Below are 24,763 nucleotides of genomic sequence, written 5' to 3'. Positions count from 1 at the left end.
CGGCAAATCGAACCCTGCGCTGTTCGAAAGATGTGCCTTAATTTCTGCAAAGTGCGCAGAAATACGGCAAATCGAACCCTGCGCTGTTCGAAAGCAGTGCCTTAATTTCTGCAAAGTGCGCAGAAATACGGCAAATCGAACCCTACGCTGTTCGATTCACTCCGATTTTTCGTAATATAGTTGTTCATTTGTTTCAAATTTATTGTAGCGCAGCTTGAATAGGGTGAATAAATGGGTTGTTATCACTTTTAATACGGCATAGCCGGGGATTGCAAGAATGACGCCTGCTACACCGAATAATGACCCCGATGTCAATAAGACGAAAATGATGGTGATCGGATGGATTCGTAAAGATTTCCCCATGATTTGCGGTGAAATGAACTTCCCGTCGACCAACTGAACAATGGTCCAAACAACTGCCAACTTCAACAGCATGATCGGCGACGTGACAATGGCAATAATGACTGCTGGGGTAATAGCGATGATCGGTCCCAAATAAGGAACGACACTGGTGAACATCGCCAATGTGCCAAGCAATAAGGCATAGTCCATACCGATAATCAGGAATCCGATCGACACCATGACTCCAATACAAATGGCGACGAGAATCTGCCCTTGTATATATGCACTGATCTGATGATCCGCATCTCTAAAGATAGCTTCAGCATCATCTCTCATGCGGGGCGGTAGCATTTTCATAATGACTTTCGGCAGTTTTTCGCCATCTTTTAATAAATAAAACAAGATGAACGGCACCGTAACGATTGCCAGGATAAATCCGGTTAACGCGGACAAGAATGTACTGACTCCGCTCGCAATTCCGCCTAGCGTATCCGCAAACATTTTTCCTAGATTTCCGAGACCCGAATCAAATAATGCGTTCACGTTAATATTTAGTTCGTTATAATAAGAAGCAAAAATTGATGTTCTTAAAAAGGCATCGATATTAATTAGCAATTGTCTGAAGTAAGTCGGGAAATCCTCGACTAGGTTATGGAACTGAGTTCTTAGGAACGGAAACACCAGTAGAATTAACAGCGTAATTAAACCAATCGATCCGATAAAAATGATGAAAATTCCCCAAATCCGTGCTATCTTCGCCCTTTCCAATAATCTTAGAATCGGGCGCAGTAAATAATAGGCGATCGTCGCTAAGATGACAGGCAAGACGACGGTCGAAAAGAAGACTTTAATTGGGTAAAAAATAAAGGATATATGATCGAACACGAGGATGATCAAACCGATTAATAAAACAGACACAAGAACGAACAGCGTCGTCTGTCCACCGAAAAACCGGATGACGTTCGACATCTTTCCGTTCTTTTTTTCATTCCCCGCTCGTGCTGGCTTTTTCTCGTCCATAATGGCTACCATTCACCTTCTTCCGAATTTGCAACGCAACTCTTTTAGTCCAGCTTCATACCTAGAAATTTAGAGATCGCTTCCCTGTTCTTCTCTACGTTCACTTCAATGACAGAGCCTGCATGTGCGTAGTTGGTAAAACCATAGGATCCTTCTACCGGCACTGTCATGGTCTCGACATCTGCGCCCTTTTTCAATAACAGGGTGAGAGCACGGGACAATTCATCTTTCGTCGTTAGGTCCGTTTTAATATAACCGGATAAGGCTCCTGCCAGTTTAGGGGCACGGAATAACATGCCAGGCTGCATCGCCTCTTCTTTCATGGCAGAAATGATTTCCTGTTGCCTGCCGACCCGTCCAAAATCCCCTTCACTATCAGCCCGGAAGCGCGCGTAGCCCAACAACTCCTTGCCGTTCAACCGCTTCTTGCCCGGCGTTAAGGTCACTCCTATTTTTTCGGACATTTCTTTTTTGACGTCTATTTCGACACCTTCCGGGAATGCGATATCAACGATAGATTCGAAATTATCGAAGTCCACCACAGCGTAATGGTGAATCGGAACACCAAACATCCCGGTTATGGTGTCTTTTGTCCCTTGTACTCCATTTAAATAGTAAGCGGTATTCAATTTATATGATTTATAGCCGGGGATATCCGCATAGATGTCACGCATGAAGGAGATGACCCGGATTTTCCGTCCGCTTTTATCCCAAGACAGGACCATCATAGTATCGGTACGGGATTTTCCGCTTCCATCATCGTCCGTTCCAAGCAACAGATAGTTTTCTACTGTAGAATATTTTGGATCCACTGCATCTCCCTTGAATTCCCCCGGGGTAATAGTATTTCCGCTCGCCAGTGACTGCCCAGCATTGTATTGTATATAGGAATACGTCCCAATCCCTAAAAAACAAAGGAACAAAACGGTAAATACAACGCGGCCGAATCGCAATTTCTTTTTTCTGTGCCTTCTTGGCATTGGATTTTCATAATGATCTTCCATCCTCGTACTCCTCCAAATTCTTATCTATCTTGTAGGACGGCAAGACTTCGTCCGGGTTGCATATCGTTATGCCGATTATAGCATATTACCCATGTCGTACACTGTGCATTTCAACCTAAGTAAATATGTGGACTAGCCATCCTGTCAGAATAAACGTATCCTGTTACAATAAAGGAAGATCAAGTTGGAGGTGTACATAATGATAGAAAAAGCAGCATTTGCAGGCGGTTGCTTCTGGTGCATGGTAAAACCATTCAAGGAATGGGACGGGATTGAAGATGTCGTGTCCGGTTATATGGGAGGGCATGTGAAGAACCCGACCTATGAAGATGTCAAAAACGGAGATTCCGGCCATTTAGAAGTGGTGGAGATTACGTACAACCCAGATGTTTTTTCGTATGAACAGCTCCTGGACGTTTATTGGCAACAGATCGATCCAACCGATGCAGGAGGCCAATTCCACGATCGGGGTCATTCGTATTCAACTGCGATTTTTTATTACACGGAAGAACAACGTCAACTGGCTGAACGCTCCAAAGCGGACTTGACAGCAAGCGGGAAATTCGAGAAACCGATTGTCACAGTCATTCGGCCTGCTGAAACATTTTACCGGGCGGAGGAATATCACCAGGATTATTATTTGAAAGACAAGGAACATTACGAAGAAGATCGGGCACGCTCAGGACGGGATGAATTTATTGTAGCGCATTGGGATTAATTAAATTGTGACTAAACAAAAAACCACCATTCATAAAAGAATAGGTGGTTTTTTGTTGGTTTTTTTCCTAACCTCATAAAAACAACCGGCCCCTTTGGATGCGGGGATGATGTGATAGAATGATTTACTTATCTAGTATATGGAATCGTTCTATCGTTTTACTAAGTTCCTCACTTAGCGTAGCTAATGTTTCTGCCGTTTCTGTTACGGATTGAATGGCTGAGAGTTGCTCTTCGGTCGAAGCGCTCACTTCTTCACAAGCTGCAGCGGTTTCCTGTGAAGTTGCCGCCATCGTTTGAATTGTTTGAGCCACTTCGTCTTTATAGGATGACACGCTTTGAATTTGATCATAAATTCCTTCAATGGATTGTTGCATCGTTTGCATCAACGTGGAAATTTGATCGAAAGTCAACTCAGTTTCATTGACCACACGGCCTTGGCGGTTAAAATTATCTATGGTTTCCGTCATTTGCTCGGTCACGACTTTTGATTCAGCTTGCAACTCGAGGATCGTGACTTTTACTTGTTCTGTGGAACGAGCAGATTGTTCGGCAAGCTTGCGGACTTCATCCGCGACGACCGCAAACCCTTTACCGTGCTCCCCGGCTCGTGCCGCTTCAATACTAGCATTCAGTGCCAAGAGGTTGGTTTGCGAAGAAATCTCCGTAATGGTTTCCATGACACTACCGATTGCATTCACTTTATTTCCTAAATGGTCAATCGCTTCCGTCATCGAATGTAAATCAGATTCCCAATCCTCAAATGAATGTTTCAGCTGCTGCATCTGCCCTTGTCCATTCGTGTTCATATCGCCGGCTTTCTTCGCGATTTCTGTCATCGTTCCGGCTCTTTCTGTAATCTTATTAATTTGTTCTCCAAGTAGTTCCGCTTTCTCTGTCACCGTTTCCGCATCTTCCGCCGACCTTGCCGCTCCTTCCGCAATTTCGCCCACTGCCTGCGCCACTTCCAAGCTTGATTCACTGGTCGCTTCCGATATGGCACTCAGATTATTGGAAGTGCTGCGGACATTTTCCGCAGATTCATTGACAACAGTGAGAAGGCTGTTCATATGTTCCACCATGGTATTGAAATAGACACCTAATTCCCCGATTTCATCCTTGGATCGAATTGTCGAACGGACGGTCAAATCTCCTTCTGCAACTGAATTCATCAACTGCTTTAAGACGCCTACCGGCTTTAGAGTACGGCCAATCAGCGTATAGAGACCAGCAAAAATGGCAAGCAACGTAGCTAGAGCCACGACCAACATGGAAGTCCGCAATTGGGATGCCATGGTCCCAATTTCTTTTTCATCATAAACAGCTCCGATTTTCCAGCCCAATTTATGCATGGTCGTGTAAATGAGGACACGGTCAACGCCCGCCATGTTGTAGCGCGTTGCCCCTTGTTCCTTGCCCTTTTCATACATCTCCGCAACAAACGGTAAGTCTATCAGATTCTCACCTTGGTTCGTCGGATGTGAAATAGCAACCCCCGTTTTGTCCAAAATGACCGGGAAGCCTTGATAGCCTAACTGGGTTTGGGAGACTTCCGAAGTGAATGCCGAAAGCTCAATCGTGATTCCGATAACCCCTGCCAATTCTCCATTAACTTGAACCGCTTTGGCTGCGGTAATGGCATAGTCATTCGTTGCCGCGTCAATATAAGGATCCGTCCATAATACATCATCCGGATTCGCGGCCGCTCCTTGATACCACCCGCGGCTTGTCGGATCGAAACCGTCCTCCATTTTTGCGAAAGGAATATGGACCATGTTTTTATCCGGCGTTGCGTAATAGATGAAAGCCGTTTCCTGATGGACCTCTAAAAATTGGCCTAATTCTTTTTCCAGAGAACTTAATTCCGGATTGGGCTGATCTTGTAATGAAGCCCCTTGATACGCTACAAACGTTTCAGATTTTGATAAATGTTCCAATCCTTTTTCAAATTGCCCCAAAAAATTTTCAATAGAGCGATTCATCTCAATCACAAGCGCCTCACTTGAATTGATGATACTTTCTTCCGATCGGTCCTTCACTTGGGAACTGCTAACAAGTGTCATTATACTGATTCCTACCAGAAATAACGCCATCACTGCAAGGATGATTTTTGTTTTTATCGACTTCACATAAGTACTCCTTCCTACCTCTTATAATTCTATGTACTTATGACTTATCGGTCTAAAGACTATTTACTTTAGTTTTAATTAAAATAAAAAACCATTATCAATTTTTAGACACTTTAAAATATATTTTTTTGGGAACAACAAAAAACGAGGGCTCATTGCTTCTCCCTCGTCGGTTCCATCTATTACTAAAGTGATTTAAATCGCAGACATCCCTTCCAGTAAAGCTTTTGCATCCGCATTTAAATAAGGTTTGACGTCTTCCCTCATTAACAATTCCGGATTCTCTGCTATGGATAACTTCAGACCTCGCAAATCGAACGTCGAAGCATAAGAATTGATATGGTGGATTTGGTTCAACTCCTGACGGCTTAACGGCCGGAAACCGGTCTCTGCCATAGAAGCCAAAATGTCGACCAATTCCCTGACATTGCGTTTCAGCAGATTTTTATTCTCCAGCAACAATTCCAGATGTTCTTCAATTAATCGTCTTGCTGACACAAGATCCGATGTATCCATACTTTTTTGAAGGTCATGCAAGATCTTTTTTAGATTCATGCCATCACTCCTCCGCTGCCCTATATTGGAACATATTTCCTAACCCCCTTCAATATACCAACCAATTATCAAGTTCGGAAGTGAGGTTTGGCAGATACAAACTCTTATGCAAATAAACCTAATTTATCCGTCCGGTAAGGGCATAATGGACCATTCATCTTCTTTTAAACAGCAAAAAAAGAGCTGACGTCATGCCAGCTCTACCATTCTCCTGTTATTTTACTTTACCGATTGGACCAATTGTTCACGTAACAAGAATTTCTGGATTTTCCCACTGGCGTTGCGTGGTAATGCATCGACGAAAGAATAGGATCGTGGCCGTTTGTATGCGGCAAGTCCATCGTGATTTTTACAAAAATCCTCTAGATCTTCCGCTGTCAAATTCGGATCTTTGCTGACGACGACTGCCATGACGCGTTCGCCCCATTTCTCATCCGGCACTCCGAGAACGGCAACATCGAGAATCGCTTCATGTTCGTGGAGGACATCTTCAACTTCCCGCGGATATATATTTTCTCCTCCACTGATTACCATATCATCGACGCGGTCGGCGACATACAGATAGCCGTCTTCATCAAAATACCCCAGGTCACCTGAATGGTACCAGCCATGGGCTAGAGCATCCTCAGTCGCCTCACCTTGATTGAAGTAGCCGATCATCATACAAGGCCCTTGGACGATAATTTCACCGACTTCCCCTGCTGGCAAGATATCATCGGGATCGGAAGGACCTTCCTCCGATGGGCGAACGACCCGAATTTCATGATTATGACAAGCTTGTCCGGCAGATCCCGCCTTCGAGATTTGATCCTCTTCCGTCAAGAACGTAATGGCAGGACCCATTTCGGTTTGTCCATAGGCTTGGACGAGATTGATCTGGAAGACACGCTGGATTTCTCGGACCAATACCGGAGCCATCGGAGCGGCACCGTACAGACCGAGACGCAGTGAACTGACATCGAATGCGGAGACATCCTCTTGCAGCATCATATTCCACATCGTCGGTGCAGCGAACAGGATCGTAATTTTTTCCTCATCAATCACGCGTAGCGCCTCTTTTGGGTTAAATTGATGCATGATGATATTCGCTGCACCGGCATGGACGCGAGGTATGATACAGCAATGCAGCTCGGCACAGTGGAACATCGGGGCTATGACCAGTCCCCGGTCATTTTTATTGCATTTTAACGCCGTAAGGCAAATCAGACTCTGTTCCGCCATGGCACGGTGGCGGTGCATGACCCCTTTGGGTTGTCCAGTCGTCCCGCTCGTATACATGATGGCATACAGATCATTTTCGTCGACATCGACTTCCGGCGGTGTACTGGCTGCGCTTCGGACCTTTTTCTCAAAACTCTCCGCATAAGCGGGTGCCTTTTCGTCAATAAACCAAAATCGGATTCCCGGAAAATCGCCTTGGACGGCAGTGACCGTCTCTTCCAACGCTTTTTCAAATAGGAGGATCTTAGGTTGGGCATCTTTCAGGATGAATGCCAACTCCTTGGGCTTTAACCGGAAATTGATCGGATTAAAAACGGCTCCGATTTTAGCGGTGGCGAACAAGGTGGAAGCCAATTCGCTCGTGTTAAATAGAAATGCGGACACCCGATCGCCCTTTTCCACTCCGGCCTCTGTCAGTGCGTTCGCTAGCCGATTCACCTCCGTTCCCCATTCTTCATACGTCCATCTGATTCCCTTCCGTAAGTCTACAATCGCTTCCCTGTCAGGATATTTCTGCACCGTCAAATCAAAGATCTTGCCTACCGTTGCATACAATTGCGCTTCCCCCCGTCCCGTGTAATTGAGTCGGTAAAGTGAATCTACCAATCTTTATTTTATCGGAAAAGTCAGATATCTGCAACTATGGTGCCAGGCACCCAAACAAACTTGACAGTTGAAACAATCGCGTCTGTTAGAACAAACACGATTGTTTCAGTCCCTGTCACCGATCAAAAAGGCAATGACGGCCATGGTGGTATATAAGGAAAGGATAATGGCATATGTGAAATGATGATTTACTGTCCAGTCATACACCATCGCAATCAAGAGCGGCAGGAGTCCGCCTATGATAAATCCACCCGTTTGCATCATCGCTGTCCATGAATTGGTCTCTTCCCCAGTTTCCGTTTCATCCAAAGGCAGTAATAGCGCAATCGGAAACAAGCCGCCGAGCGGGAACCCCATAAGGAAAGCCCCGAACCACATGGCAGGTTGCAACCCAGTCCAAAGCAATGCAGTTGCAGCCATTCCGGATCCGGCAAGAAACCAGATCCAGTTTCGTCTCGCCGGATACCGTTGCATCAATAGCGGCAAGGCGATATTCAACACGATTTGAAACGTCGTCATCACGCTCAGAAGCGTCCCTGCTTGCAATAAAGACATCCCAGATGCCATCGCAAGTGGGACCATCCAAGTCATGATGGAAAAGAAAGCAGACGACTGTAAACCAAAGAACAGAAGAAAGAGCCATGCTTGTCTCACTTTCCAAGGAGATCTCCCTCGTCCCTTCCGCTCCCTCGCTTCTTGTTGCCGAACGGTCCACTTCCCCTTGCCGACGAAAAACCATGCGGTCCATCCGATAAGCGCCAACAGACCCCATATGGATAAGGCGAATCGATAGGAATCGGTCGCTTCAAAAAACACGGCCGTCAACCCTGCGCTAATCGTAGCGCCCATCCCCATCCCAAAAGAATACAAACCGATGACGGAGGCCGCCCGCTCCGGAAAATTCTGCTTAATCATGGCAGATAGCAGAGGCCCGATCACCGCAATCGCAATCCCGATGACCAATGCCGTCCCGAGCAAGATAAAATAACCTTCCAGAAACCCTCGAAGCGCTGTCATCATTCCGACGAGCAAAATCATCAGATACATTGTCTTGCGCAGGCCAAGCCTCCGGTTCAATATAGGAGCGAGGGACGCAAACACGCCCATGCCTATGACGGGCAAGGCTGTCAACAGACTCACTTGAGTATTCGTTAATGAAAGCTCATCACGTATCGTTTCTAACATGGGACCGATTGAAGTAATGGCGGGTCGCATATTCAGTGAAATGGCGAAGATAGCGAATAAAAGTATAATGTTTTTGGGTTCTAACTGCTGATGTTTCATGATGTACCCCTCTTTCTATCGAACTTGCGTTTGCCAGTCTATCAACGTATACTAGTTTTTGAGGAAAGGATGGTGGCCATGAAGCTGATCCACTGGGCCTACACGAGAAAATATCAAATCAAAGCTGTCTTTGATACATTCCCAACGACAGTCGTCCTCTTCCGTAAAATTTCTGACTACTATTTCATCTTTTCCATGTCTGGGGTGGATGAAACCCTGTTACCTACACGAAAAGACTATGTTCGGATGGAATATTTGTTAAATAAAGAACTAGGTACGCTGCAGGCATATAAACGTCGGAAACGAAGACGGACGACTGCACAATAAATCGGCCGGAGCCCATAAGTGGACTCCGGCCTTTTATTTTATATGAAAGTGAAAACGAATCCAATTCAATAATATTACCGGTGTATAATTGGCACCTATACGAAACTGCATTCCCTTCCTATTTTCTCCAAAATACAACTCCCTGTTTTTTACATTTTTTTGAAATACAATTTTCCCACATTGCATCCTCACTTAATTAGGAAGCACGGATTCCATTTTCCGCTTATCATTACTTTCCGTATATAGTTTATCATAATTCTCATTTATTTCTTGCTCTGCAATTATTTCGACTTGATTTCCGACATTTTCATACTGTATGCAAGCAGTAAAACTATGCTCTGAAGTTTGCAGCAAAGTAGGGATAACCTTTTTGCATTGCTCAATGGCGACTGGGCAACGGGTATGAAAACTACAACCTTCAGGAGGATTGGATGGGCTAGGCAAATCTCCTTTAAGAATTATTCGTTCCCTATCCCTTTGTTTTGGATCTGGATGCGGAACAGCAGACAATAAGGCTTTTGTATAAGGATGTTTTGGCGTAATGAACATTTCTTCCTTTTCGGAAAACTCGATTATTTTCCCTAAATACATAACGGCAATTTTATCGCTAATATGTTTAACCGCCTGAATACCATGTGCGATAAATAGATAGGACAACCCCATATCTTTTTGAATTTCCTTTAACAAATTTAAAATTTGTGCTTGGATAGATACATCTAGAGCCGAGACAGGCTCATCACAGACAATGAGTTTCGGTTGCAATGCAAGTGCACGTGCAATACCTAACCTTTGCCTTTGTCCACCTGAAAACTCGATCGGATAGCGGTTACCGTGATCCGATGACAATCCCACTCTTTCTAACAATTCATCCACTCTTTTTCTTCTTTCGGATTTTGTACCCATCTTATGAAGGACAAGTGGTTCTTCAATAATATCTGAAGCCGTCATTCTAGGATTTAGCGATGAATAAGGGTCCTGAAAAATCATTTGCAAATTTTTCCCGATTTCTTTTTTCTTTTTGTAGTCGCTCAATTTTCTACCTTCAAAGTAAATTTCCCCTTCAGTCGGTTCGGTAAGTCCGACCACCATTCTGCCTGTAGTAGATTTTCCACATCCAGACTCACCTACCAATCCCACAGTTTCACCAGGATAAATATCAAGCGAGACACCGTCAACAGCTTTTACAAAACTGCTTTTTTTACCAAAGAGTCCGCTCCCTACCGGAAAATGTTTTTTTATCCCTCTAAGAGTAACTAACGGCTGCTGCATGACGGATCACCTCGCCTTCTTTTAATGGATGCCAACAAGCAACTTTGTTCCCTGATGGATGCTGCAATAACGAAGGTTCATCTGTTTTACATTTTTCTGTCGCATACGCACATCTTTTAACGAAGTTACAACCGGCCGGCAACTCTAATAAGTTCGGAACTACGCCTGGAATCGCGGCTAAAGTCTCTTCTGACGTACCGTGAATTGCCGGAATGCTTTCCATTAATCCCTTTGTGTATGGATGACGAGGTGATTCAAAAATATCATTAACAGACCCTTCTTCCACGATTTTTCCGCAGTACATGACAAGAACTCGATCGGCAGTTTCAGCTACAACCCCAAGGTCATGCGTAATCAGCAAAATAGAAAGCCCGAACTCTTGTTGCAGATTACGCAATAAGTTTAAGACCTGCGCCTGAATGGTAACATCAAGTGCTGTTGTCGGTTCGTCTGCAATTAGAAGATCCGGTTTGCAAGCAAGCGCAATGGCAATCATGATTCTCTGTCGCATCCCACCTGATAATTGATGAGGATAATCCTTTAACCGTCTTTCCGCATCAGGAATCCCAACTTTTTTCAACAAATCCAACGCCGTTTTTAAAGCCTCTTTATACTTCACTTTTTTCTGTAAGACGATGGATTCCGCGATTTGTTCGCCAATAGGATGGAGAGGGTTCAATGAAAACATCGGATCTTGGAAAACCATTGCGATTCGATTGCCGCGTATTTTCCTCATTTCTTTTTCATTCAAGTCAAGTAAATTAACTTCATTGAGAGAGATAATACTTCCGGACTTATATTTAATCGCGCTATCATTTAGTTGCATGATGGATAGGGAAGTAACACTTTTTCCACTTCCTGATTCACCGACCAATGCGACAATTTCACCTTTTTGAATCGAAAATGACACCCCATTTACCGGTTTCATTTCCCCTTTAGGTGTTGAAATATATGACTCGAGATTTTTCACTTCAAGTAATGGAATATCTTGATCTTTCATTATTCTTCCCTCCCTAGTCATGCCTTTCGGTATTTCGGATCCAACGCTAAGCGAAGTCCATCTCCTAGAAAATTACCCGCGAGTACTGTCAAGATGATTGCAATGCCCGGATAAAAAATCATTGAAGAATTCATGTTTATCATGCTATACGCTTGCTGAATCATATTTCCCCAACTGATTTGAGGAGACTGGGCCCCCATTCCAAGGAAGCTGAGGGATGCTTCAATGAGAATTGCATAACTAAAATTAAAGGATGCTTGTACAATGATGGGGGGAGCAATATTCGGAATAATATGCTTCCCCATTATCCATAGGGGGCCTGCCCCCGAGATTTTAGCCGCTTCGACATAAGGTTCAGACCGGACTTGTAGCGTTTGTCCCCTTGCCAACCTTGCAAATTGAGGTGTAAATACGATCCCTATTGCAATCATAGCATTCCAGAGGCTGATTCCTAATGCACCCGTGATTCCCAGTGCTAGTAGAATAGCAGGAATTGCTATGATACCATCCACAATCCGCATAAAAATATCGTCAATAATACCACCTAAATACCCGGATAAAATCCCCATAGGCACACCTATCAAAAGTGGAATTAGTATAGCAAACAGTGCAGCTTGAATCGCAGCTCTTGTGCCCATGAGCAATCGGCTGAATATATCACGTCCAAGTTCGTCTGTACCCAGCCAATACTGAAAACTCGGTTTATGCATAACATTCGTGAAATCTTGTTTTAATGGATCATGAGGCACAATATAACCAGCTACCAAAGATAGAATTACGATTAATGCTAAAAAGATAAAACTGCCAAAGGCTAAACGCTCGGCCATTAAACGTGCAAAAATTGTTCTTATGCTCATAGGTTCACCCTCTTTCTTAGTACTCAATTCGAGGATCTAAAGCAGCATATACAATATCTGTAATCAAATTAATTAGAATGATCATTACAATCATGACGAGTACTACGCCTTGCAGCATTGTAAAATCTCGTTGCAAGATTGAATTGACTGCAAGCTGCCCCATACCTGGAATTGCAAAAATCGTTTCAATGACAACAGTAGACCCCAACAAATTACCAAACAGGATTCCAATCGTTGTTATGACAGGGAGCATGGCATTCTGCAAACCATGCTTGAAAATTGCATACCAACGATTTACTCCTTTCGAATAGGCAGTTCTGACATAATCTGCACTCATAACTTCCAATAATGAGGAACGTAAATGTCTAGTAATTTGGGCTGTCCCAGCAGTAGCGAGACAAAAAGCCGGCAGAAAGATTCCATGCAAAAATTGGACAGGATTTTCAAAAAAACTTGTAAATCCAGTTGCCGGGAACCATCCAAATGTCAAACTAAAGATTAAAACGAGAATTAATCCTAACCAAAAGTTTGGAATTGCGGAACCGAATGTGCCAAAAAAACGGGCAACATAATCAATCCAGCGATTTGGATATGCAATGGATAGCACTGCAAAGAACAAACCACCTAGAATCGAGAGAATTAACGCAAAAACTACTAATTGTATAGTTACCGACAAACGTGTTGTTACAGCCTCATGGACATATTGCCCCGTAAAAATTGAACGCCCCAAATCTCCTTGTACGGCATTCCGTAACCAGTCGAAATATTGTATAAAAATATTGCGATCGAGTCCTAGTTGTTGTCTCAATTGAGCAATCTTCTCAGGAGTCGCATTATCACCAAGCAAAGCAAGGGTAGGATCCCCAGGAATCAGTAGAATTAACGAGAATACGATAAGCGTTGTAATAAATAGCATTGGAAATACATAAAGCAATCGTCGAGCTAAAAATTTTAAAAACATAATGCCTCCCTCCCCATGTTAAGGTGTTTATTCCGATCTCCATATTGTTGTGTATATAGGCTTCCCTTGCTTATTAGGCTCATATCCATGTACCGTATTTTTCATTGCAGACACGCGTGGTGAGAAGAAAAGCGGAATCACCATTCCTTCCCCCAACAATGCTTTCTCATTAATTTCTCCATACAACTTTGCCAGCTCTGCCTGTTCATAGGTAGCTGCCGAAAGATTGATTAGGTTTTCAATTTCATCAGTCGATTTCTTGCCCTTATTATAATATCCATCTTTTGAAAACAACGCCTTGATAGACATTAACGGGTCCGGGCGACCATTCCATCTTGTTAAGAGGATTGGTTGTTTCTCTTTTGAAAAACTTGCAATGGCTGCCTGAGCCTCCATAGGCTGTAAGTCAACTTGAATTCCTACCTCGCTTAATTGGCTCTTGATCGCTTCTGCCAATCTTTGTTCAAAGGCTGTTGTATAATGAACCAATTCAAAAGAAACTTGATCAAGTCCAGCATCTTTCAACAGTTGCTTGGATTTTTCAGGATCATAGGCAATTTTCAAGTCCGGGTCAGCTGCCCAATAATCTTTAGGAAAAAGTTGGGTTGCCGGTTCGCCTTTTCCGAAGTTAAGAGCATTGATCAATCCTTCCCTATCAATTCCGTGTAATACGGCTAATCGAACAGCTTTCTCATCAAATGGCGGGAGGGCCGAATTTAATAGCATTCCTTCAAAGCGAAGCGGCATAATTTCACTTAATTTTATACTTGAGTCAGCCGAAACATTTTGAATATTAGCTTGCGAAATATATTCTACGTAGTCGACTTCCCCAGATTTAAGAGCATTTATCCTAGTATTTTCATCTGCCATCACTTTAATTGTCATTTTATCGAGGTAAGGTTTTCCTTCTTGCCAATACTCTTTGTTTGCTTCATAAACGATTTCACCATTTGGTACTCGACTTACAAACCGGAAAGGCCCAGCCCCGATAGGATGTTGGGAAAAATCCTCACCGCTCTCTTGCAGAGCTTTCGGTGAAGCCATCATTCCGCCTACGTCTGCAAGTGCTAATATTAGGGAAGAATCGGGTGTTGCCAAGTTAAGTTGAACTTTAAATTCATCTAAAACCTCTACACTTTCGATGCTCTTTAAATCGGTCACAAGAGATTCTTCTGAGTTCACACGTTCAATATTAAATTTGACAGCTTCAGCGTTAAACGGTGTTCCGTCGTGAAAAACAACATTTTCCCTTAAGGATAAGACTATCGTTTTCTCATCTACAATTTCCCAAGACTCCGCCAAACCGGGTCTAGGCTCCAAGCCGGTCGTATAAGTGATTAACGTATCATAGATTGGGGATAGGAGCGGGTGATTGATTGTATTATTAGCTTTAATCGGATCAAAACTACTGGCATCCGCTTCGTACGCAATCAGAATTTCTCCGCCCTGTTTTGGTTGGCTTGTTTCCTCCTCGCCCGTTGGATTGCTTTGCGTTGTTTCATTTGAATTGGATGTACATGCCCCTAGTAGTAATAGGAACATGAGGACGACCAGGAATCGCGTAGAAATTATTGTAGGACTACAGCGCATATCGAATACCCCCTAGATAGTAGATTAGAGAAAATAGATTAATACTCATTACTTAACATTTTAACTAACACAAACTTATAATCAATGATTGTTTTGACTTGTTCTAATTATCACCATTTTGAAATTAAACGTTTTTTGCTTTACAATGGAGTAGGTAGATTAAACTGATGAGGTGTAAAAATATGAATATTAACCACTTCAAATATTTTAATAGTATTATTACATATGGCACTATGCGTGAAGCTGCAAGACAACTTTTTGTTTCAGAGCCAACAATCAGTCAGCAAATCCGTGCATTGGAACAAAATCTTGGATTTCCAGTTTTTCACAAGGTGGGAAGAAATATAATGCTTACACCGGAAGGTGAAAAACTGGTGCCGGTAACTAGAAAGTTACTTGATGCAATCAAGGATGCTGAAAAACAGATTGAAGAAATCCGAAATCCTTTTGGCGGACATGTTCGGTTGGGATTGGGACCTATCACAGCCTCTTGGTTGCTGCCAGTATTTTTCGAAAACTTAAAAGATATCCATTCTCATATCAAATTCGACGTCTTCCAAGAAGGGTCTCTTGAATTGATCAATATGCTGAAAAGCAATAAAATCGATGTTGGAATTGTTAGCTGTAGTCAATCCTTCCAAAAGAAATTCAAAAACGAGCAAATTGGATGGGTTGAGTTATCTGATATAAATTATGTTGCAACAGTTTCCCGAGACCATCCCTTTAGCAATAACGAACGGATGTCCATAAACGAGTTTTCAAATGAATCCTTTCTCCTTTACCACAATACTTCAGTAATGGAAATGTTAATTTCCTATTTCGGGAAAGACTTCAACAATAACATAAACGGATCTTTCGATAGCTATGATACAATCCGTGATTTAGTTATTGCTGGAATGGGTGTATCCATATTAGCAGAATCTTATATAAATAGACTGCCTATTGTACTCAGGAAAGAATTACATACAATTCACCTTGAAGATTACGATTTCTCACTCAAGATGTACTGTATTTACAATGAAGCTAAATATATTCCAAAATTCACAGAGAAAGTGATTGACGTATTAACAAAGACAGCTAAAGAAATCTTTTAATTATGATTGATAAGGATTTAGCTTGTCGGTATCGCATCCCAAGAAGTGACGACCGTCATTTTTTCGCCCGTTTGGGTATCGTACATATGTCTTTCGATTACACCAATGTTTCCACCATATACATGTATCCCCACACATGGAATAGGAGAAATACATTGAACTTTGTGTAAATCGCGGTCAGAAGTACAGCAAACGGCTGTGTCTCCTTTAGCGAATATCCGTTCTGAGACAGGAACCAACTTATTATCCGAATCCATTTCGTAATGGATTTCCAATTCCTCCCCTTGCACGATGCCGATTACACCCCATGTACCATGATCGTGGATCGGGGTGGATTGGCCGACATCCCATACGGCCGAAGCGATACAAAACCTGTTTCGAGGGTCAATATACACCGGAAAAAGAGTATATTTATTCGGATTAGGAATCTTATAATTCGGTGGAATTATACTATCATCTTCCAATAAAACCTTCATGAAGTCTGAAACTTTTTGAGTCGTCACTTGTTCGGTATTATTTTCATTAATTATACTTTCAATATCTTCAATAAAACTTCTAAGTTTAGGGTGCATTTGTTCCTGAAGTAACATGATTTCACTCTCCTCATGTTTTTAATTATTTTGTTTGACTCCGAGCCATTCTTCAAATACCTCCCGATTATGTTCACCTAATCGAGGCGCATTTCTATAAATTTGGAAGTTAAAATTGCTCAACCCTACCGGAAAACCGATATCCTTTGTCATTGTCCCGTTAGGAAGTTGTACTTCTTTTATCCAGTCCATTTCAACAACATGAGGATCTTTCAAGATCTCTTCGAACGTGTTTATTGGTGCGCACGGCACACCTTCCTTATCAAGCTGTTCCAACCATACCGCGCTTGTAGCTGTCCTGAAAATAGGCTGTAGTATATTAGCCAGTTCTTTTTGGTTATCCGCCCGCTTTTCCTGGGTTATAAAACGTTCATCATAGACTAAATCCGGCTTTCCAACAACCATGCAGACGCTATTCCACAATTTATCATTCCCGGCGGCTATAACAAAAGGTTTGTCCATTGCATAGAAGCCTTGATAGGGAGCATTTCGTGGATGTGCAGATCCTAACGCTTTTGGTGATCGCCCGGTGCCATAATATTCACTTGTCTGAAGAGCAGAGATTCCAAGCAAACTTCCTAGCATTGAACAATCAATGTACGTTCCTTCATTCGTTCGATTCACGTTAGAAAGGCCTGCTAAGATGCAGTACGCTCCGTATAAAGCTGTTACAAAATCTCCTACTGGTACACCTGCCTTAACAGCAGGCCCCCCGTCCTCTCCTGTAACACTCATTAGTCCGCTCATCGCTTGAATTGTCACGTCAAAAGCCCCTTTTTTTGAATATGGACCTTGTTGTCCAAATCCCGATATGGAGCAATATACTAATTTTGGATTGACTTCTCTAAGACTTTCATAATCCAAATTAAATTTCTTCAGGATCCCCGGCCTGTAGTTTTCAATCAATACATCCGCATTCGCGATCATTTTTCTTAAATCCCTTACTTCGGATTCATTCGTAAAGTCAACCGTGACACTTCGTTTATTTCTATTTAACGATGCGAAGTTTCCGCTGAACACTTCCCCATTTTCATTCTTGAGTAAGGGGGGCCAGGACCTCATGCCATCCCCCCCATCAGGCCTTTCAATCTTCACGACATCCGCTCCAAGATCGGCAAGGAGCATTCCAGCAAAAGGACCAGCTGCAATTTGACCAAGTTCTACAATCCGTATCCCCGATAAAGGGCCTCCGTTAGGATGGGGTTTCATTTGAAGTACCTCCCTTTTTCATAACACGAACCTCGCTTAGATAGTGCAAGAATCTCATTTTAAAATCATCATGTTCAACTGATTGTTTTGCCAGAGCAATCGGACATCGTTTCCCGGACCGGTCCTCACTACAGAGATTGTCAATCATTGAAAATGTATAATTTGTGATGCCCGTTACCATCTTCGCGTAGGAGTAAGCGCCAATAAAAGCGCTTTCATTTTGATCCACCTCATGGAGTAAACCATATTGAAGGGCTTGAGTGGCATCCAGCTTACTGTTTGTTAACGTCAAATAGCGTGCCTTTGAAGGTCCTACCTCTTGAATTAACCTCTGTGTGCCTAAGAGTAAACCAAATTGTGGTCCTGGGAACCGAAACGTTGCATCTCGGTTCCCAATTCGAATGTCACATGCTAATGCGATGTCAGCGCCTGCTCCGAAAGCATATCCATCAATGGAAGCGACCGTCGGATATGGAAAATCAATTATCCTTTGTAGCAAACAAGACAATTTCTCAAAGAATCGAGCTGATTGCTCATTGGATAATGAGTTCACATATTTTACATCTATACCTGTACAGAATGAGCTAGCATTGTTACTTTTTATTAGTAACGCCCCGATGTTTGGGTTCCGTGAAAGCCCATTTATTATTTCGCAAAGCTTGTGAAGTAAACTTCCATCCACTGCATTTAATTGTTGTGGACGATTTAAGATAACAGTAACCAGTGTTTTTCCATTAACTATTTCCTCATTCACTAAGATTGGCGCATCAGTCATTGTTATTTCCCTATAAATACTGGCTTTCTTTTTTCTCTAAACGCCTGAATGCCTTCTTGTGAATCTGCGCTTTCGGAGATTGCCGAAGTGACTAGCATTCCGACTCCTGTAGATTGCATAATATTCGTATCCCGCGCTAATTTTTTCAAAGCCTGTACAGGCAATGGCGCATTATTTGCAATCTTTTCGGCCATTTGCATTGCTTCCTTTAATACAGTCCCATTTGGCACAACGTGGTTAGCAAGTCCTATTTCATATCCACGTTGTGCACTGATTCCATCTCCGACCAGTAACATTTCTAATGCAATACCTAATGGGATTGTCTGGGCTAGCAATGAACCCATCCCCCCTGTTATGCCCAGTTTAGCTTCAGGATACATAAATATTGCATCTTCAGAAGCAATCCGAATGTCAGCCATAAAAGCGATAACTAGACCGACCCCCACGCAATGGCCGTTTACTGCTGCGATAATCGGTTTTGTAACTTCAACACCGATTCCAGGTACTGAGCGTACCACTGGCGTGGGATTCATAATATCCACTCCAGCTGAAAAAGCTTTTCCTTCACCTGTGATGACCGCAACTCTTGCATCTTTGTCTTGCTCAAATTCCTGCCACGCAGTGTAAAGTGAATCCACCATGTCTTTGTTTAACGCATTGAGCTTATCAGGTCGATTTAATGTAATCTTGACAATATGACCCTCTTTTTCGTAACTCACAAATTTTTCAGTCATAGCTTTCATTATGATCTTCCTCCTCATTTTTAAATTGTTATCAGGTAATCTCGTATTCCTTATCCAAATTTAAATGACTTGCTTTTCTCGCAGACTCTCAAATTCTTCTTGCTCCAGTCCTAGCAATCCCATATACACAGCCTGATTATCTTCTCCCAAAGATTTACCCGCCCACGCAATTTTTCCTGGGGACTCAGAAAACTTCGGTACCACTCCCGGAACTTTTATTTGACCCAATTCAGGAGTTCCTATTTCTACAATATTTTCGCGTTCGTGGAAATGTTGATCTTCAAAAATATCTGCTATGTTATTAACCGGAGCAACGGGTACACCAGCCTTGTCCAGTTTTTCCAACACCACATGACTTGGGTGTCGCTTCACCCAATTGCCAACAATGGCATGAATCTCATCTGCATTTTCCGCTCTTTCGCGAATTCCGGAAAATCGCGGATTCGTCGCTAATTCTTCTTGTCCCATAGCTTTCGCAAGTCTCTTGAAAGCGTTGTCAAGTCCCGCGTGAATAGTTATCCACTTGCCATCTTCCGTCTCGAAAACTTCTGCTGGCGCAAGGAAGGGATGACCGTTTCCAGCTCTTTCCCGTATTTCTCCATAGGCGGCATATTGTGAAACAATATCTTCTGTAATCCGGAAAGGCGCTTCATATAATCCCAAATCAATCTGTTGCCCCTTTCCATATCCGACAACGTCCCGATAATAGACCGCCATCAAGACTCCAAGTGCATTAAAGGCTCCTGTCAGGTAGTCTGCAATTGAAATTCCCATTCGTACCGGAGGCCTGTCCGGATGTCCCGTCACATAGCTGACTCCACTATAAGCCAATGCGATGCGATCAAGTCCAGGTTTATACGAGTTGGGTCCTGTCTGTCCATATGCAGAGACACGCGCCATTATGAGACGTGGATTGATTTCTGACAAGGTGGCATAATCCATATTCCACTTCTCTAATGTACCTGGAGAAAAATTTTCTATGAGAACATCGGCCCACTCCACTAATTTATAGATTAGTTTTTGACCTTCTTCAGTACGCATATCTAACGTGATGCTTCGTTTGTTCCTTCCGCCATTTGCCCATGCCAGGGAGCCGCCTTTTTTCGTTTTTTTCCCCATATTGCGCGTGGAATCACCGACTCCAGGCATCTCCACTTTTATTACATCTGCACCAAAGTCTGCAAACAGACCCGCAGAGAATGGCCCAGCAATCAGCGTTCCAATATCGAGAACCTTTAATCCTCTTAATGGACCAAATTCCTGAACGTTCATTTCTTTTGTATTTTCCATTATTCATTTCCTCCTTCTCCGATATTATTTGCTAGGCTCCACTTCCTCCATTGGTAATATGTTCTCCGGCTGTAATTTCCCATTCTCAAGATCTTGAATTAGTTTCTTGAATGTCGTATTTGGAGGTACCCTATAAAAGCTCAATTCTTCTTCTCGCGCCCGATTATAAGACAATTCACACAAATTAATGGGAGGGGAGCACAAAATCTTTACCCCTTGCTCCACCATCCACTTTACTGTAGTCCCTCTCTTTCCGGTTTCAACTGTGAGAGCCGGATTAGGGATATCGACAGTCTCGTTATTTTCCATATTGTACGTTCGAGCAATTAAACCCTCTACAATAGGAACGATTGTTTCATGGTCTTCCGCCAATACCATTCCAATTAACATATATATCACCCTCCTAGTAAAAATATAGACTAGTTTTATATTTTTGAATATTCGAAAGTTATAAATGATTGATAGCTTTTGACTATCAATCACATGAGTCTTTATATTAAGGACGCACGATTGGATGGTTCCTCATCTACCAGAATGCTTGGGTTGTTACAATTAAAACATTCCTGAACTCTCTTTTAATCCCTGCATTTAAATACTTTAAGGACATAACAAATAAAAAGAAAGAAGAGAATATCCTACCCAGTAAAGTGGATAGAACATTCTCTCCTTTCAGACTAAATGTCAGTTTCTAGAAGCTTCTGTTTTTTCTTTGAAATATATTCTAATCAATATAGAATCGCTCTTGTAGGAGTTATGCCCTCTTCTCAATGAATTACATTCATCCCTTCCAAAATCACTTTCGCATCTTCTGTGAAATACGGTTTTACGTCATCTCGTACCAATAGATCGAAATTATTTTTAACCGATAATTTTAACCCGCGGATATCAAAACGGGAAGCGTATGTATTAATGGAATGGATGACATTCAATTCTTGACGGTTTAAAGGGCTCTCCGTTTGATCGTTTAAGAAATCGAGCAACGCACGTGCATTGGCACGAAGATGATGTTTATTTTCATTCAACAGCTCCATATTGTCCTCGATATACCGTCTGGCGGATACGAGGTCTAAAGCTTCCATACTTGTATTGACGGCAGTTAACAATTCTTGAATTTTCACGCTGAACACTCCTATTGCACTAAGCTCACACTTTTTATTTTAGGTCTAAATTCACTAATTTATATAATAACCTAAAGAGTTTAGAACTACAACAACAACGTGTCGGGTTGTTGCCCTGCTGTATTCCTCATTTGTCCTTTCGTCGAAACATCCGATATACAACCAATAGCCCCAAAACAAAATAAGCCGTTGCCCAAAGAGTATCTATCCAAAAGTCCCGGCCCAATAAAAGCGTAGCATCTCCGAAATAGCCAATGACCCTTGAAACAGGAGGAACAAGGACTAGAACCCATCGTAACATTCCGACTTCCTCGATCATCCCTTCTGCAGCAATTGAAACGACGGTTATTAGCATGGCAGACAACCAAGCAAATTTCTGAGAGGAGGCCGGTGTAGTCGCAAAAAAAGCACCGACCAACATACCGAAGAATGCTAAAATGACATGGCCATAGATGGAAAGGGCTAAGTGGAGCGGCTGCACAGCCTCTTTAAAGCTGCCAATGATGATCGGGTACCCAATCGCAAATCCAATCAATAAAATTGCCGCGAGGAGGCAGACAAACCATTTCCCCCAAAAGTAAATGGATTTTCGACGCAATTGGACAAACAACAAATGTCTCTCATTTTGTGTCTCCAAAGAAAATACGGACATCGCAATCCATGTCATCGTCATATAGACTGCCAAACAGGTTACGGCAAAACTGCTCATGACGGGGACACCCGAATAAGCGTAAAATACGAAAACCCATGAACCAAACACGGTAATCGGCGGAATGAATCTCAAAGAGCGAAAATAACTTAGAACTTGGTATTGGATAAATCCCTGCATTCATTTCCGCTCCTTCACTTCAAGTATGGAACAGCCTCTGTGCAACAACTCTCTCAAGATTCGGTCACTCTGCTCCATCTCAACTACCAGTTGGGCAATTTTTCCACTGATTTCAAACTGTCGAATTGGAAGGCCAGCCAACGCCTCTTTGTTAGGAAACCATGTCCGAATCACCATTTGAGCGATAGTACGATTCGTCACCATCTCGCCCGTTTCAATTTGGAGGATATGCGTTGCCAGTTTACTGACAAACCATTCCTCGTGGGCTGTAAAGATAATGGCTGTCTGTAAGTTGCCCAAAATATTAATCAAGAGTTCTTGTGATGATTGGTCCAGGCCGGTGAGTGGCTCGTCTAGTAAAAGAAGATCCGGTTTTGCTAATAATGCCTGGATTATGCCCACTTTCTGCCTTGTCCCCTTGGATACGAGATGAAGAGGTGAGTGGAGATACGAGTCGATTCCAAAGATACGTGCATATTCTTCCAGTTCCGGACTGAACTTGTCATTAGATTTCTTATGGAAAGTAGAGATCTTACGTAAATACTCCCCCACCTTGAAACGCAAGTTTTGCGGAAATTGTTCAGGGACATATCCAATTCTTTTCGCATGTCGTAGGATGAGTCCATGGCTGGGTTCATGGATTCCTGCCAAAATTTTAAGCAATGTACTCTTCCCCGATCCATTTTTTCCGATAACTGCAATCGAATCCCCTACATCGCAAGCAAAAGAAATAGATTCCAGGATGGGAACCCCATCAATCACTTTACCAACCTCTCTGACTTCAAGTATGGGCATAGGGCCACTCCCTTCCCTATCTGTTTTTGATTTCACTTTGTACGGATATTAAATTCGACGACGTGGGACTGATTAAAAAAGGGACTTCCAACTGTGGAGAACTTAAATTCGGTTCCGGATAAGTCGTCAGGCAGTGCTGGCGATACGACGAATTCTTGAGTGGCATGCCCGGTTGTACCGCTCCCGCCTTCCTCCCGGCAATCATACCCCTCCCCGATAGCTAAGCTGAAGTAAGGATAATTTGGTCCTTCGCCCCGTCGATCGTCAGTACCATCCCAATTGACATGTAATTGGACAACGCTGGCGTTCTCATACTGTCGGATAAACGTAACTGAATATAAATAATCTTCCGTTTCCACGGATTGCATGACAGGGACATACTTCCTGAAATTCAGAGGTTCCACGCGCGGACGAAACTGGTCCTCCATTTGAATGATATTGAATAAAGACTTTACATAGTCAACATGCAAACCATAGGCCTCCGCCCATTCGATCATCACTTCTTCCGGTAATTCCACCATTCGATTTTCTGTAAGTGCCTTCCGTTCTTTTAATAAAGAACAAAATTGCTCATCCAACTGACGTATCCGTTCATCATAATTATCCAATTTCCATCCCCCTATTCCTACAAACAGTTTACCAGAAATAGGTTTAATTCGGTAAAAAAGGGGGTAAAGGGATTTTATCGAATCGTATGTAGTTATTTGCCTTGCCACAAATGAAACCCGACAGGAGGTGGTTCAGTTGAGGACAGTCCAAGGGATTTCCAGCGTCATTGCTTATCTCGAATCGGTCGATTACCCTGTGACGGAAGAAGACATTCAAGCCCTTTTGGCAGACATGGACGTCTCCTCTGATAACCGGGCAAGCCACTTTAACTTGGATCACGTCGACTGGTGGATCAACCAACAGCAGTATTTGGAGCTATAAGTACAGGAACCCTGCTTGACATATAGCAGGGTTTTTAGATTTTCACATTTCTTCATTGATCTATAGAGGGTTCATAAGTTCAACTGCCGTTCATAGAATGTTAAAAACGGAGTGGATTCTCATAGTCAAATCGATTGATATTTCCACGTCAAAACATCAATTGAAATTATTCGAGGACGGCAGGTTAATTAAAACCTATCCGATTGGCGTCGGAAGAATCGTCACCCCTACACCCACAGGCACTTATACAATCATTAATAAGCAACGGAATCCCGGCGGTCCTTTCGGGGTTTTTTGGATGGGCTTATCGAAACCACATTACGGCATCCATGGAACGAATAACCCGTCTTCCATCGGTAAGGATGTTTCAAAAGGATGTATCCGGATGCACAACCGGGATGTCATGGAATTGCAGGCTCTTGTTCCAGTGGGCACGCGGGTAGTAATCCATAAATGACCCTTTCTCCATCTCAAGTATGAGATGGTGATTGGTGAATAAAAGAAAAGG

26 protein-coding genes are annotated in these 24,763 nt (G+C 42.8%); 5 read left to right on the top strand and 21 right to left on the bottom strand.

Going from position 1 to position 24,763, the window contains the following annotated elements; translation table 11 throughout:
• Positions 1–156 precede the first annotated feature (156 nt).
• Together AB1K83_RS12310 and AB1K83_RS12305 are read right to left on the bottom strand one after the other, a co-directional pair.
• The gene (locus AB1K83_RS12310; RefSeq protein WP_413058497.1) at positions 157–1,362 is read right to left on the bottom strand and encodes an AI-2E family transporter; all 1,206 of its coding nucleotides are present in this window, start codon (positions 1,360–1,362) and stop codon (positions 157–159) included.
• Between the two features lie 44 nt (positions 1,363–1,406).
• Positions 1,407–2,366 (bottom strand): LCP family protein, encoded by a 960-nt coding sequence (locus AB1K83_RS12305; protein ID WP_413058491.1) that lies wholly within the window; start codon positions 2,364–2,366, stop codon positions 1,407–1,409.
• Positions 2,367–2,565: 199 nt separating this feature from the next.
• On the opposite strand from AB1K83_RS12305, the gene msrA reads away from it, so the two are divergent.
• Entirely contained in the window at positions 2,566–3,084 is a 519-nt protein-coding gene (msrA, locus tag AB1K83_RS12300; RefSeq protein WP_413058490.1) for a peptide-methionine (S)-S-oxide reductase MsrA, read from the top strand.
• A 124-nt stretch (positions 3,085–3,208) separates the two neighbouring features.
• On the opposite strand, the gene AB1K83_RS12295 is transcribed toward msrA, so the two are convergent.
• The 4 genes from AB1K83_RS12295 to AB1K83_RS12280 all read right to left on the bottom strand — a co-directional run bounded on the left by AB1K83_RS12295 (position 3,209) and on the right by AB1K83_RS12280 (position 8,878).
• Positions 3,209–5,212 carry a methyl-accepting chemotaxis protein gene (locus tag AB1K83_RS12295; RefSeq protein ID WP_413058489.1) on the bottom strand — a complete coding sequence of 668 codons (2,004 nt, stop codon included), beginning with the start codon at positions 5,210–5,212 and terminating at the stop codon, positions 3,209–3,211.
• A 195-nt stretch (positions 5,213–5,407) separates the two neighbouring features.
• Positions 5,408–5,767: a hypothetical protein gene (locus AB1K83_RS12290; RefSeq protein WP_413058488.1), complete on the bottom strand. Its 360-nt coding sequence runs from the start codon at positions 5,765–5,767 to the stop codon at positions 5,408–5,410.
• Between the two features lie 219 nt (positions 5,768–5,986).
• Entirely contained in the window at positions 5,987–7,543 is a 1,557-nt protein-coding gene (locus tag AB1K83_RS12285; protein WP_413058487.1) for a fatty acid--CoA ligase, read from the bottom strand.
• 156 nt (positions 7,544–7,699) lie between these two features.
• Positions 7,700–8,878 carry a CynX/NimT family MFS transporter gene (locus tag AB1K83_RS12280; RefSeq protein WP_413058486.1) on the bottom strand — a complete coding sequence of 393 codons (1,179 nt, stop codon included), beginning with the start codon at positions 8,876–8,878 and terminating at the stop codon, positions 7,700–7,702.
• Between the two features lie 78 nt (positions 8,879–8,956).
• Here AB1K83_RS12280 and AB1K83_RS12275 point away from each other — a divergent pair, with 78 nt between their 5' ends.
• Positions 8,957–9,205 carry a hypothetical protein gene (locus AB1K83_RS12275; protein WP_413058485.1) on the top strand — a complete coding sequence of 83 codons (249 nt, stop codon included), beginning with the start codon at positions 8,957–8,959 and terminating at the stop codon, positions 9,203–9,205.
• A gap of 192 nt (positions 9,206–9,397) precedes the next feature.
• Here AB1K83_RS12275 and AB1K83_RS12270 read toward each other — a convergent pair whose 3' ends face one another.
• From AB1K83_RS12270 to AB1K83_RS12250, 5 genes are read right to left on the bottom strand one after another with little or no spacing between them, the layout of a single operon-like run.
• Positions 9,398–10,474, bottom strand: coding sequence for an ABC transporter ATP-binding protein (locus AB1K83_RS12270; protein ID WP_413058484.1), 1,077 nt, complete (start codon positions 10,472–10,474; stop codon positions 9,398–9,400).
• The gene (locus AB1K83_RS12265) at positions 10,449–11,474 is read right to left on the bottom strand and encodes an ABC transporter ATP-binding protein (RefSeq protein WP_413058483.1); all 1,026 of its coding nucleotides are present in this window, start codon (positions 11,472–11,474) and stop codon (positions 10,449–10,451) included. The genes AB1K83_RS12270 and AB1K83_RS12265 overlap by 26 nt, the downstream gene beginning before the upstream one ends.
• Positions 11,475–11,491: 17 nt before the next feature.
• Positions 11,492–12,331 carry an ABC transporter permease gene (locus AB1K83_RS12260; RefSeq protein WP_413058482.1) on the bottom strand — a complete coding sequence of 280 codons (840 nt, stop codon included), beginning with the start codon at positions 12,329–12,331 and terminating at the stop codon, positions 11,492–11,494.
• Positions 12,332–12,347: 16 nt separating this feature from the next.
• On the bottom strand, positions 12,348–13,292 hold the full coding sequence (locus AB1K83_RS12255) for an ABC transporter permease (protein WP_413058481.1): 945 nt from the start codon (positions 13,290–13,292) through the stop codon (positions 12,348–12,350).
• A gap of 27 nt (positions 13,293–13,319) precedes the next feature.
• Positions 13,320–14,834 carry an ABC transporter substrate-binding protein gene (locus AB1K83_RS12250; protein WP_413058480.1) on the bottom strand — a complete coding sequence of 505 codons (1,515 nt, stop codon included), beginning with the start codon at positions 14,832–14,834 and terminating at the stop codon, positions 13,320–13,322.
• A 230-nt stretch (positions 14,835–15,064) separates the two neighbouring features.
• Here AB1K83_RS12250 and AB1K83_RS12245 point away from each other — a divergent pair, with 230 nt between their 5' ends.
• Entirely contained in the window at positions 15,065–15,976 is a 912-nt protein-coding gene (locus AB1K83_RS12245) for a LysR family transcriptional regulator (RefSeq protein ID WP_413058479.1), read from the top strand.
• Positions 15,977–15,993: 17 nt separating this feature from the next.
• Here AB1K83_RS12245 and AB1K83_RS12240 read toward each other — a convergent pair whose 3' ends face one another.
• The 10 genes from AB1K83_RS12240 to AB1K83_RS12195 all read right to left on the bottom strand — a co-directional run bounded on the left by AB1K83_RS12240 (position 15,994) and on the right by AB1K83_RS12195 (position 23,933).
• Positions 15,994–16,566: a hypothetical protein gene (locus AB1K83_RS12240; RefSeq protein WP_413058478.1), complete on the bottom strand. Its 573-nt coding sequence runs from the start codon at positions 16,564–16,566 to the stop codon at positions 15,994–15,996.
• A 21-nt stretch (positions 16,567–16,587) separates the two neighbouring features.
• Positions 16,588–17,775 (bottom strand): CaiB/BaiF CoA transferase family protein, encoded by a 1,188-nt coding sequence (locus AB1K83_RS12235; RefSeq protein ID WP_413058477.1) that lies wholly within the window; start codon positions 17,773–17,775, stop codon positions 16,588–16,590.
• The gene (locus AB1K83_RS12230) at positions 17,759–18,550 is read right to left on the bottom strand and encodes an enoyl-CoA hydratase/isomerase family protein (RefSeq protein WP_413058476.1); all 792 of its coding nucleotides are present in this window, start codon (positions 18,548–18,550) and stop codon (positions 17,759–17,761) included. The genes AB1K83_RS12235 and AB1K83_RS12230 overlap by 17 nt, the downstream gene beginning before the upstream one ends.
• Before the next feature lie 2 nt (positions 18,551–18,552).
• Positions 18,553–19,293, bottom strand: coding sequence for an enoyl-CoA hydratase/isomerase family protein (locus AB1K83_RS12225; protein ID WP_413058475.1), 741 nt, complete (start codon positions 19,291–19,293; stop codon positions 18,553–18,555).
• A 60-nt stretch (positions 19,294–19,353) separates the two neighbouring features.
• Entirely contained in the window at positions 19,354–20,583 is a 1,230-nt protein-coding gene (locus tag AB1K83_RS12220; protein WP_413058474.1) for a CaiB/BaiF CoA transferase family protein, read from the bottom strand.
• Positions 20,584–20,607: 24 nt separating this feature from the next.
• Positions 20,608–20,973: a hypothetical protein gene (locus AB1K83_RS12215; RefSeq protein ID WP_413058473.1), complete on the bottom strand. Its 366-nt coding sequence runs from the start codon at positions 20,971–20,973 to the stop codon at positions 20,608–20,610.
• A 374-nt stretch (positions 20,974–21,347) separates the two neighbouring features.
• Positions 21,348–21,701, bottom strand: a complete 354-nt coding sequence (locus tag AB1K83_RS12210) for a hypothetical protein (RefSeq protein ID WP_413058472.1) — start codon at positions 21,699–21,701, stop codon at positions 21,348–21,350.
• A 127-nt stretch (positions 21,702–21,828) separates the two neighbouring features.
• Entirely contained in the window at positions 21,829–22,530 is a 702-nt protein-coding gene (locus AB1K83_RS12205; RefSeq protein ID WP_413058471.1) for a hypothetical protein, read from the bottom strand.
• Positions 22,531–23,325 (bottom strand): ATP-binding cassette domain-containing protein, encoded by a 795-nt coding sequence (locus AB1K83_RS12200; protein ID WP_413058470.1) that lies wholly within the window; start codon positions 23,323–23,325, stop codon positions 22,531–22,533.
• Positions 23,326–23,357: 32 nt separating this feature from the next.
• Positions 23,358–23,933: a hypothetical protein gene (locus tag AB1K83_RS12195; RefSeq protein WP_413058469.1), complete on the bottom strand. Its 576-nt coding sequence runs from the start codon at positions 23,931–23,933 to the stop codon at positions 23,358–23,360.
• Positions 23,934–24,069: 136 nt separating this feature from the next.
• On the opposite strand from AB1K83_RS12195, the gene AB1K83_RS12190 reads away from it, so the two are divergent.
• Both AB1K83_RS12190 and AB1K83_RS12185 read left to right on the top strand, forming a co-directional pair.
• Positions 24,070–24,255 carry a hypothetical protein gene (locus AB1K83_RS12190; protein ID WP_413058468.1) on the top strand — a complete coding sequence of 62 codons (186 nt, stop codon included), beginning with the start codon at positions 24,070–24,072 and terminating at the stop codon, positions 24,253–24,255.
• Between the two features lie 97 nt (positions 24,256–24,352).
• On the top strand, positions 24,353–24,712 hold the full coding sequence (locus AB1K83_RS12185) for a L,D-transpeptidase (protein WP_413058467.1): 360 nt from the start codon (positions 24,353–24,355) through the stop codon (positions 24,710–24,712).
• Positions 24,713–24,763 lie beyond the last annotated feature (51 nt).

The organism is Sporosarcina sp. 179-K 3D1 HS, assembly GCF_047228905.1.
Taxonomy (GTDB): Bacteria; Bacillota; Bacilli; order Bacillales_A; family Planococcaceae; genus Sporosarcina.
The sequence above is the reverse complement of the archived record's forward strand: the minus strand, read 5'-3'. Positions and strand labels throughout refer to the sequence as shown.

Excerpts from the sequence above, each read along its gene's own strand:
- AB1K83_RS12250 (WP_413058480.1), bottom strand. The coding sequence starts at position 14,834 with ATGTTCCTATTACTACTAGGGGCATGTACATCCAATTCAAATGAAACA.
- AB1K83_RS12265 (WP_413058483.1), bottom strand. The coding sequence starts at position 11,474 with ATGAAAGATCAAGATATTCCATTACTTGAAGTGAAAAATCTCGAGTCA.
- AB1K83_RS12280 (WP_413058486.1), bottom strand. The coding sequence starts at position 8,878 with ATGAAACATCAGCAGTTAGAACCCAAAAACATTATACTTTTATTCGCT.
- AB1K83_RS12220 (WP_413058474.1), bottom strand. The coding sequence starts at position 20,583 with ATGGAAAATACAAAAGAAATGAACGTTCAGGAATTTGGTCCATTAAGA.
- AB1K83_RS12305 (WP_413058491.1), bottom strand. The coding sequence starts at position 2,366 with ATGGAAGATCATTATGAAAATCCAATGCCAAGAAGGCACAGAAAAAAG.
- AB1K83_RS12205 (WP_413058471.1), bottom strand. The coding sequence starts at position 22,530 with ATGCAGGGATTTATCCAATACCAAGTTCTAAGTTATTTTCGCTCTTTG.
- AB1K83_RS12270 (WP_413058484.1), bottom strand. The coding sequence starts at position 10,474 with ATGCAGCAGCCGTTAGTTACTCTTAGAGGGATAAAAAAACATTTTCCG.
- AB1K83_RS12215 (WP_413058473.1), bottom strand. The coding sequence starts at position 20,973 with ATGTTAATTGGAATGGTATTGGCGGAAGACCATGAAACAATCGTTCCT.
- AB1K83_RS12245 (WP_413058479.1), top strand. The coding sequence starts at position 15,065 with ATGAATATTAACCACTTCAAATATTTTAATAGTATTATTACATATGGC.
- AB1K83_RS12260 (WP_413058482.1), bottom strand. The coding sequence starts at position 12,331 with ATGAGCATAAGAACAATTTTTGCACGTTTAATGGCCGAGCGTTTAGCC.
- AB1K83_RS12230 (WP_413058476.1), bottom strand. The coding sequence starts at position 18,550 with ATGACTGATGCGCCAATCTTAGTGAATGAGGAAATAGTTAATGGAAAA.
- AB1K83_RS12255 (WP_413058481.1), bottom strand. The coding sequence starts at position 13,292 with ATGTTTTTAAAATTTTTAGCTCGACGATTGCTTTATGTATTTCCAATG.
- AB1K83_RS12290 (WP_413058488.1), bottom strand. The coding sequence starts at position 5,767 with ATGAATCTAAAAAAGATCTTGCATGACCTTCAAAAAAGTATGGATACA.
- AB1K83_RS12225 (WP_413058475.1), bottom strand. The coding sequence starts at position 19,293 with ATGAAAGCTATGACTGAAAAATTTGTGAGTTACGAAAAAGAGGGTCAT.
- msrA (WP_413058490.1), top strand. The coding sequence starts at position 2,566 with ATGATAGAAAAAGCAGCATTTGCAGGCGGTTGCTTCTGGTGCATGGTA.
- AB1K83_RS12185 (WP_413058467.1), top strand. The coding sequence starts at position 24,353 with ATGTTAAAAACGGAGTGGATTCTCATAGTCAAATCGATTGATATTTCC.
- AB1K83_RS12240 (WP_413058478.1), bottom strand. The coding sequence starts at position 16,566 with ATGTTACTTCAGGAACAAATGCACCCTAAACTTAGAAGTTTTATTGAA.
- AB1K83_RS12275 (WP_413058485.1), top strand. The coding sequence starts at position 8,957 with ATGAAGCTGATCCACTGGGCCTACACGAGAAAATATCAAATCAAAGCT.
- AB1K83_RS12235 (WP_413058477.1), bottom strand. The coding sequence starts at position 17,775 with ATGAAACCCCATCCTAACGGAGGCCCTTTATCGGGGATACGGATTGTA.
- AB1K83_RS12200 (WP_413058470.1), bottom strand. The coding sequence starts at position 23,325 with ATGCCCATACTTGAAGTCAGAGAGGTTGGTAAAGTGATTGATGGGGTT.
- AB1K83_RS12310 (WP_413058497.1), bottom strand. The coding sequence starts at position 1,362 with ATGGACGAGAAAAAGCCAGCACGAGCGGGGAATGAAAAAAAGAACGGA.